The 6,896-nt window shown below is 70.6% G+C and carries 8 protein-coding genes; 4 read left to right on the top strand and 4 right to left on the bottom strand.

Annotation, left to right across the window (positions count from 1 at the left end; genetic code table 11):
* The first annotated feature begins 93 nt into the window (after positions 1-93).
* On the top strand, positions 94-366 hold the full coding sequence (locus ABD879_RS31455; RefSeq protein ID WP_345025405.1) for a hypothetical protein: 273 nt from the start codon (positions 94-96) through the stop codon (positions 364-366).
* 89 nt (positions 367-455) lie between these two features.
* On the opposite strand, the gene ABD879_RS31450 is transcribed toward ABD879_RS31455, so the two are convergent.
* Entirely contained in the window at positions 456-1,259 is an 804-nt protein-coding gene (locus ABD879_RS31450; protein ID WP_345025404.1) for an SDR family NAD(P)-dependent oxidoreductase, read from the bottom strand.
* Positions 1,260-1,341: 82 nt separating this feature from the next.
* Here ABD879_RS31450 and ABD879_RS31445 point away from each other — a divergent pair, with 82 nt between their 5' ends.
* Both ABD879_RS31445 and ABD879_RS31440 read left to right on the top strand, forming a co-directional pair.
* Positions 1,342-1,926 carry a TetR/AcrR family transcriptional regulator gene (locus tag ABD879_RS31445; protein ID WP_345025403.1) on the top strand — a complete coding sequence of 195 codons (585 nt, stop codon included), beginning with the start codon at positions 1,342-1,344 and terminating at the stop codon, positions 1,924-1,926.
* Positions 1,927-2,153: 227 nt separating this feature from the next.
* Entirely contained in the window at positions 2,154-2,900 is a 747-nt protein-coding gene (locus ABD879_RS31440) for an SDR family oxidoreductase (protein WP_345025406.1), read from the top strand.
* Positions 2,901-3,671: 771 nt separating this feature from the next.
* On the opposite strand, the gene ABD879_RS31435 is transcribed toward ABD879_RS31440, so the two are convergent.
* Positions 3,672-4,136, bottom strand: coding sequence for a nuclear transport factor 2 family protein (locus ABD879_RS31435; protein WP_345025402.1), 465 nt, complete (start codon positions 4,134-4,136; stop codon positions 3,672-3,674).
* A gap of 191 nt (positions 4,137-4,327) precedes the next feature.
* Positions 4,328-4,630, bottom strand: coding sequence for a helix-turn-helix domain-containing protein (locus ABD879_RS31430; protein WP_345025401.1), 303 nt, complete (start codon positions 4,628-4,630; stop codon positions 4,328-4,330).
* A gap of 317 nt (positions 4,631-4,947) precedes the next feature.
* Here ABD879_RS31430 and ABD879_RS33090 point away from each other — a divergent pair, with 317 nt between their 5' ends.
* Positions 4,948-5,445, top strand: coding sequence for a DUF4345 family protein (locus ABD879_RS33090; RefSeq protein ID WP_378268578.1), 498 nt, complete (start codon positions 4,948-4,950; stop codon positions 5,443-5,445).
* A gap of 221 nt (positions 5,446-5,666) precedes the next feature.
* Here the strand turns inward: ABD879_RS33090 and ABD879_RS31425 are convergent.
* Positions 5,667-6,896: NsdA family TPR-like regulatory protein (locus tag ABD879_RS31425; RefSeq protein WP_345025400.1), on the bottom strand; the 1,230-nt coding region annotated here is incomplete at its 5' end.

Below are 6,896 nucleotides of genomic sequence, written 5' to 3'. Positions count from 1 at the left end.
GACTCCTCACACCCTTGCAGGTATCAGAGCCTCCAACCAACTCGGGGAGGTCCAGTCCGCCACCTCACCGCTTCCCACGTCCGCGACAGGGCGTTGGCAGAAGTGGCGGGTGTGGTGGCCGCGCGGACGCCGTTCAAGGGCAGACGCATCGCCCGCTCCATCAAAGACCCCGCCTTCAAGGCACGCGCGTTGGCGAAGGTGGCGGGTGCGGTGGCCGTGCGTGATCCGGCAGGCGCTCTGTCCCTTCTACGCGAGGCCGAGCGGATCGCCCGGTCCATCATCGACTCCGGCGCCCAGGAGAAGGCATTGGGAGATATCGTCAGGCAGGCGATGGACGGTGGGAGGCCGTCCAAGGGCTGGAGCTGAGCCGCCCGTCGTTCCACGGCGGCCAAGCCCACCGGCGGCCCCGATGCTCTCCGCGTCCCACCGGCCGCTGCCGGGGAACGGGGCCGCTGTCATGCGGTCTCGGCGGTGAGGCGCCCGACGGCACGGATGACCTGGCGGCGGGTCAGCAGGCGGCGCGCGACGAAGGCCAGCACGCGGTTGCTGCGTCCTGCGATGACACTGGGCGGCGGGTTCCTGCGGTCGAGGGCGTCCAGCGCGGTGCGCACGACGTCGGCGGGTTCGGCCGGTCTCCGCGCTCCGGCGACCTGCGTGCTGCCCGAGACGTCGAAGAACTCGGTCCGGGTGGCGCCCGGTGACAGGGCCAGCACCCGCAGACCGGTGCCGCGCGACTCCGCCCACAGCGCCTCGGTGAGGCTCAGCACGAACGCCTTGGCCGCTCCGTAGAGCGCCAGGCGCGGGTTGGCCTGGTAGGCGGCCATGCTCGCCACGTTGATCAGCACGCCGCACCCCGCCGTCCGCAGCTGCTCGATGAAGGCGCGGCTGATGTCGGCCACCGCTGTCACGTCGACTGCGATCTCCTGCTGCAGTCGCTGCGGATCGGCCTCGTGGAAGGGACCGTAGTTCGCGAACCCGGCGTTGTTGACAACGCTGGTGACGTGCACGCCGAGCCGCTGCATCTCGGCGGCCAGCGCCTGCCCGGGGCGGTCGGTGGCCAGGTCCATGTCCACGACGTGCACCTTGATCCGGTGCTGTGCGCGCAGCTGCTCGGCGAGCTCCTCCAGGCGCTGCCTGCGGCGGGCGACCAGCACCAGGTCCGAGCCGCGCTCGGCGAGCCGGCGGGCGAACTCCACGCCGAGCCCCGCACTGGCCCCGGTGATCAGCGTGGTCTGCCCCCGGTAGTCGACGGCGGTCATGATGATTCCCCTTTCAGTGACTGCCTGGCTGACAGTAAATGCCAGAAAGGCGGCCGCTGTCCAGTCGGGGTAGGCTGTCGGCATGACGACCTTGTGGGACCGGTCGCGGCAGGTCGCCGTCCAGGCGATCCTGGACACGGCGCTGCGCCTGTTCTCCGAGCAGGGCTACGAGCGGACGACGATCGCGCAGATCGCGCGGGAGTCGGGGATCTCCCAGCGCTCCCTGTTCCGCTACTTCGGCACCAAGGAGGACCTGGTCTGCGGCGACCAGCAGGGGCTGGGCGAGCTGCTGAAACGGGTCGTCCAGGAGCAGCCGGCCGAGGTGTCGGCCTGGGACGCCCTGCGGGCCGGGTTCGAGGCCGTCCTGGCCGAGGGGAACACCACCGGCCAGGCGCTGGAGCTGTCCCGCCTGATCTTCGACACGCCCTCGCTGCGCTCCCGCTACGTCGAGAAGCGGTTGCGCTGGCAGGCCGAACTCCTTCCGATCATCACCGAGCGGCTGGAGGCCGGCTCCGGCCCGGACGCCGAGCTGCACGCCAGGGCGATCATCGCCACGGTCTTCGCCTGCGTCGACACGGCGACCGAGCTGTGGGTCAGAAGCGACGGACGACTCGCCCCGGGCGACCTCTACGACCGGTGCCTCGCAGCGGTGCGCGGCCGCGACTGAGTCGTCGCCCACCGGCCGTCGACGGCCTTGCCGCCGGCGCCCCTGTCACGCTCGGCGTCAGCCGGCCGCCTTCCGCGGGCCTGCCGACCGGGGGCGCTGCCGTCTCCCAGCGGCCGCGCCGCTTGACCCGCACGCTGCGGCCCATCCCCTGCCGGCTCCCCTGTCGGCGGGGCATGGGTGCGCCGATGACGGGCAGGCAGGAGGAGCACCGGCAGGAGGGGGGCGACATGATCGATCCGACCGGCGCGGAGCCCCGCATCGCCATCGTCACCGGAGGCTCCGGCGGCATCGGCCGGGCGGTCGCCGAACGGCTGGCCGCCGACGGGATGAGAGTGGTGGTCGGCTACGCCGGCAATCCGGCGCGTGCCGAGCAGGTCGTGGAGGCCATCGCGGCCGCGGGCGGCACCGCGGCCGGCGTCGCGGCGGACGTGGCGGACGAAGCGCAGGTCGCGGCGCTGTTCGACGAGGCCGAGCGGCTCTACGGGGGCGTCGACGTGGTCGTGCACGCCGCGGGGATCATGCTGCTGTCGCCGCTGGCCGAACTCGACCTCGCCGACCTGGACCGGATGCACCGCGTCAACATCCGCGGCACCTTCGTCGTCGACCGGCAGGCCGCCCGCCGGGTCCGCCGCGGCGGCGCGATCATCAACTTCTCCTCGTCGGTGGTGAAGCTCGGGCTGCCGTCCTACTCCGCCTACGCCGCCAGCAAGGGCGCCGTCGACGCGATCACCTGGATCCTCGCCAAGGAGCTGCGGGGCCGGGACGTCACCGTCAACGCGGTGGCGCCGGGCCCCACCGCCACACCGCTGTTTCTGGACGGCAAGGATCATGCCGCCGTCGAGGAGCTGGCCAGGATGGCCCCGCTGGAGCGGCTCGGCCTGCCCGCGGACATCGCCGAGGCCGTCGCCTTCCTCGCGGGTCCCGCCCGCTGGGTCAACGGGCAGGTCATCTACGTCAACGGCGGCATCGCCTGACCGCCCGCGACGTCCTGCCGGGGCCGCATCGATCTACGCGCGGCCTGAAGCGGCTTCTGGTCGAGCGACCGGAGCCGGAGTCCTGCGGGCGGCGCGCCCCGGACGGCAGAGCTGTTTGGCTCACCCCGCCTGGGCGCCTCCGGAGCTGGCCTGATCACCAGCGTGTCAGGCGGGGCGGCTGGCAGCCCGGTGCACACGCCCAGCCGCAGGCCCGACGACGTCGTCACCCGGCCGTCCCCCGAGACGGGCCGCACTCGGTATCCGCCGAAGCCGGACGGAACCGGAATGCCCGCCAAGGCGACGGCCGGCGGCGCCAGGCAGAGCGCGCGCCTGATCGGAACACCACCGTCAGGGAGCCGTCGTGCTCCAGAACGCACACCACCACCTCGGCGCGCAGCGGGGCCGAGCTTCCCAGCGGACTGCGAGATCGGCTCGATCACGCCGAGGAAGCAGCTTGCGGGCGGGGGTGGATGCCGCCCGCCCGCAAACCTCAAGCGCTCCGCGTCGGCCCCACACCTGTCGAACACGAGCACGACCCCCGTCGTCGGTGAGATCTCGCCGTGTCGATGGCGGGACGGCTGGTTCCGGAACGGCAACCGGGAGGTAGTGGCCAGGCGATCGCGGTCGCGGCCGCCGCGGCCTGCGCGTGGCGGCGATTGCCCCCGGTATCCGACGCACCATGGCGGAAGGTGCACCGCCGCTTCACCGCGTGGACCGACTGCAGGCCGGGCCGCACCGGATCTTGCTGGACGATGTGCGTCTCGGTTGCGGTCACCGCCCCGCTGCGGTGGCTGCCGTGTTCGCTTGGGCGGTGTCCGGGTGCAAGGAGGCGATCTCAGTCAGAGGGGCCTCCCACAAGGGGACGCTTTCCACCCGAGATATCCGCCATCCCTGCGGCGTGCGAGCGGCAGTCAGGTCGTAGCGCTCGCCGAAGAGCCGCCCTCCTCCTTCGGGCCGGCCGACGAAGACGGCGAGCAGGTTCGCGGTGATCGTGGCGGTGTCGCCGTCCACCTCGATCAGGGGGTTGGTGATGAAGCTCTGGGTGAACACGCCGTCGGGGCGGACCCTACCCGCCTTCTCCACGATGGCATCGATGCCCCGGGCTACGCCGCTGGCAGTGCCGACCGAGGCATCTTCGGTGAAGACGGTCCGCATCTCCCCGAAGCGCTTGTCGTCCAGGCAGCGTCCGAGACGGGCCACGAGGTCAGTGAGTGCGTGATAGTCGACGTGATCCATGACTCCGCCAAATAGTTGGTCCGTCCAATGTTGGTGAGGCCAATCATACAGTCGTGGGTCCCGCCAACAAATCGGAGTGGGCAGCCGCTCGTTCGCCGCTGCCGAGGCCCGCGTGGGGGAATGCCGGTGACGGCCCCGCAGGCGAGCGGCAGCACCAGACTCGCCAGGCGTCTTCAGCGGCTGATTCGGCGTCAGGCGGTCGTACCGTCCACGATGGTGAGGCCGTCGGCCGGCAGTCGGCTGGGTTGAAGCCCGAACACGCGGCGGAAGGCGTCGCTGAAGTGCACGGTACTGGCGAAACCGGCGTCGGCCGCGGCGCTGGTGAGGGTGCCGCCCGTGCCGACCGCCCGCCCGGCGGCCAGCATCCGAGCCCACAACTGGTAACGCCGGAAGCTCGTCCCGGTGTGCGCCTTGAACAGGTGCAGGAACCGTGATCTGGGACGACCCGCAGGCGGCGCCCTCGTCGGCGGTGACGGCGCGAATACGCGGGTCAAGGCGTGCGCCCCATCCGGGTGCCGGGTTCGCGCGCTGGGCCGCCCAGGTGCAGATTGGCGGTCAGGGGCAGCAGGACGCGTCCCGATCGTCGGTCAGCACGGAGCGCCGCCGCCGGTCATGCGCCCCTTGCAAGCGACCGACCGGGCAGAAGCCGGGTCGAGATGGCAGAACAGCATCTGCTCGCCCTCCGCGGTCAGCTGGTGCCGCACGTAAGGCGCGATCAGCGCGCTCCGCGCCCGCACCGGAGCCGCCCCATCGTGCGTCCGCACCTGAACGGGGCGTCGAGCCCGATGGCCAGGCAGGCGACCGGGCCCGAATGCGGGCCGATCCCGAGCGTCGGCCCGGCGTGGACCGTCTGACCGGGCCACAGCCACGCCGTCGTCGCGGCACGTTCGTGAGAGCGGAGACGGGCGCATGGGGCCCGTCCTGGCGGTATGACGACAACGATCGCGATCTGCGCGGCTGTGTTCTTCTTCGGGACGGAGCTGTGGCGGCGCCGACCGCGCTGGTCAGGCCGATCGGCATCACACCCGGCTCGGCCGAGGCGAGGGCCGAGGTCCGCGGCGTGTACGGCGGGTTCGGCGTAGCCGTCGGCGGCCTGCTGATCTGGGCGGCGACCACGTCCGATACGGCCGCACGCCAAGCGGTCTTGATGGCCGGTTGCCTGGCGTACGGATTGAGGTGCCGGTCGAAGTCTCGTACGAGTGCTGCTGGACGAGCGGACGGCAGAGTGGCGGCCACCTGCACGGCCGGGCAGGCGCACCGATGGCCTTGGCTCTTCGCAGCAGCGCCTCACCTTGATGAACGAGTGTGAGGTGGCGTCCCGTCCGGGAGGCGCTGTGTAACGCCTTCACGATCAGCCTGTTGGCGTACCGGGTGAGGTGCCCATCAAAGCCGCGTGAGGGTCGTTGGAGCAGGCGGATGGCGGCCAGTGCACGAATGGGCGTGCACATGCAGTCGCCGCCTCGCCTCGATGGACGAGCACGAGATGGTGCCCGCGGAGGTGTGCAGGGGCGCAGATCTTGAGGGCGGCCGCTACGTCGTCGCGAAGGAGACGCTGCGTAGGTAGTCGCGCCATTCCTTGACGGCCGGTTCCTTGGCGTACCGGGTGAGGCTTTGGTCGAAGTTCCGCACGCGTGTCACGAGGCGGGCGGATGACAGGGTGGCGACCACCGGTACGGCTTGGCGGACGGAGGTGATCGCCTCGTCCAGCTCGCCCTCACCTAGGAGGGCCTCACCCCGGTGGATGAGGTTGAGCTGGCGGGAACGCGCGTACGAGGCGGCGTCGAAATGCTCCAGCGCGATTTCGGCGTTCGCCCTGGCCCGCTGGTGCTCGCCGATCATCAGCCAGACGTATCCCGCCTCGGCGGACAGTTCAGCGTAGTCGTAGTCGAAGGCGGCCCAGGGGGGTTCTTCGTGGCCGTCCTCAGCTTTAGCGAAGGCTTCTTCTGTCTCTCTGAGCAGTCTGTGGACGCGGCGAATGTCGTGCCTGTTGGGCGTTTCGGCGAGTTCGACGCCGAGGGCAGTGGCTCTGGCCTCCCGCAAGAGCAGGAAGGCGCGCACCCGGGGGGTGGTGCGCCCGATCGTCTTCTGAGCCGCGCGAGCCAGTCGCACGGCCTCGTCCGGACGCTTGAGATCGATCGCCTGCTGGGCCATCCATTTGAGTGTCCAGGAAGCGGTCAGGCGATCGTCAGCGGCTTTGGCCAGGCGTAGGGACTGGCCGTAGTGCGCCTGGGCCAGGCCGTGCATGTTCATGTCGTAGGCTTCCCAGGCTGCTAGGTGGGTCAGGGTGGAGGCAGCCGTCATGAGCTGGCTGCCCACCTCGTCGGTGTAGGTGCCGTTGAGCAGTGGCTTAACCTGATCATTCAGGAAGCCGACGACCGCGGGGCGCACCAGACCACCGCCATAGCGGTGATCCATTTCGCTGAATGCCTCGTAGGCGTCGCGAAGGCGTTGGACGTCCGAGAGGCCGACGGCCCGGCCAGAGGAACCGGCGTGAGCGCGACTCTCCGGGCCGGGATCGAAGGCGTAGGAGAGCAGCCATTCGGACAGCACGGTGGGCATGAAGGGCAGGGCACCGAGGAGGCCACGGCGGATCGGGTCCACGTCCCACTCCCACAACTCGCTGGCGTCCTCCACGGTAGCCGCCAGCGAGATGCTTGTGAGCCCCTCGCACAGCCATGGGAATGGCTGATATTCGGCACGCTCATCTAGCTGTACTGACCATGGACGTTGGTGACGGCGACACGGCTGGATGATCTTGAA

Source organism: Actinomadura keratinilytica (genome assembly GCF_039539665.1).
GTDB lineage: Bacteria > Actinomycetota > Actinomycetes > Streptosporangiales > Streptosporangiaceae > Spirillospora > Spirillospora keratinilytica.
This window is presented reverse-complemented; position numbering and strand designations above follow the sequence as displayed.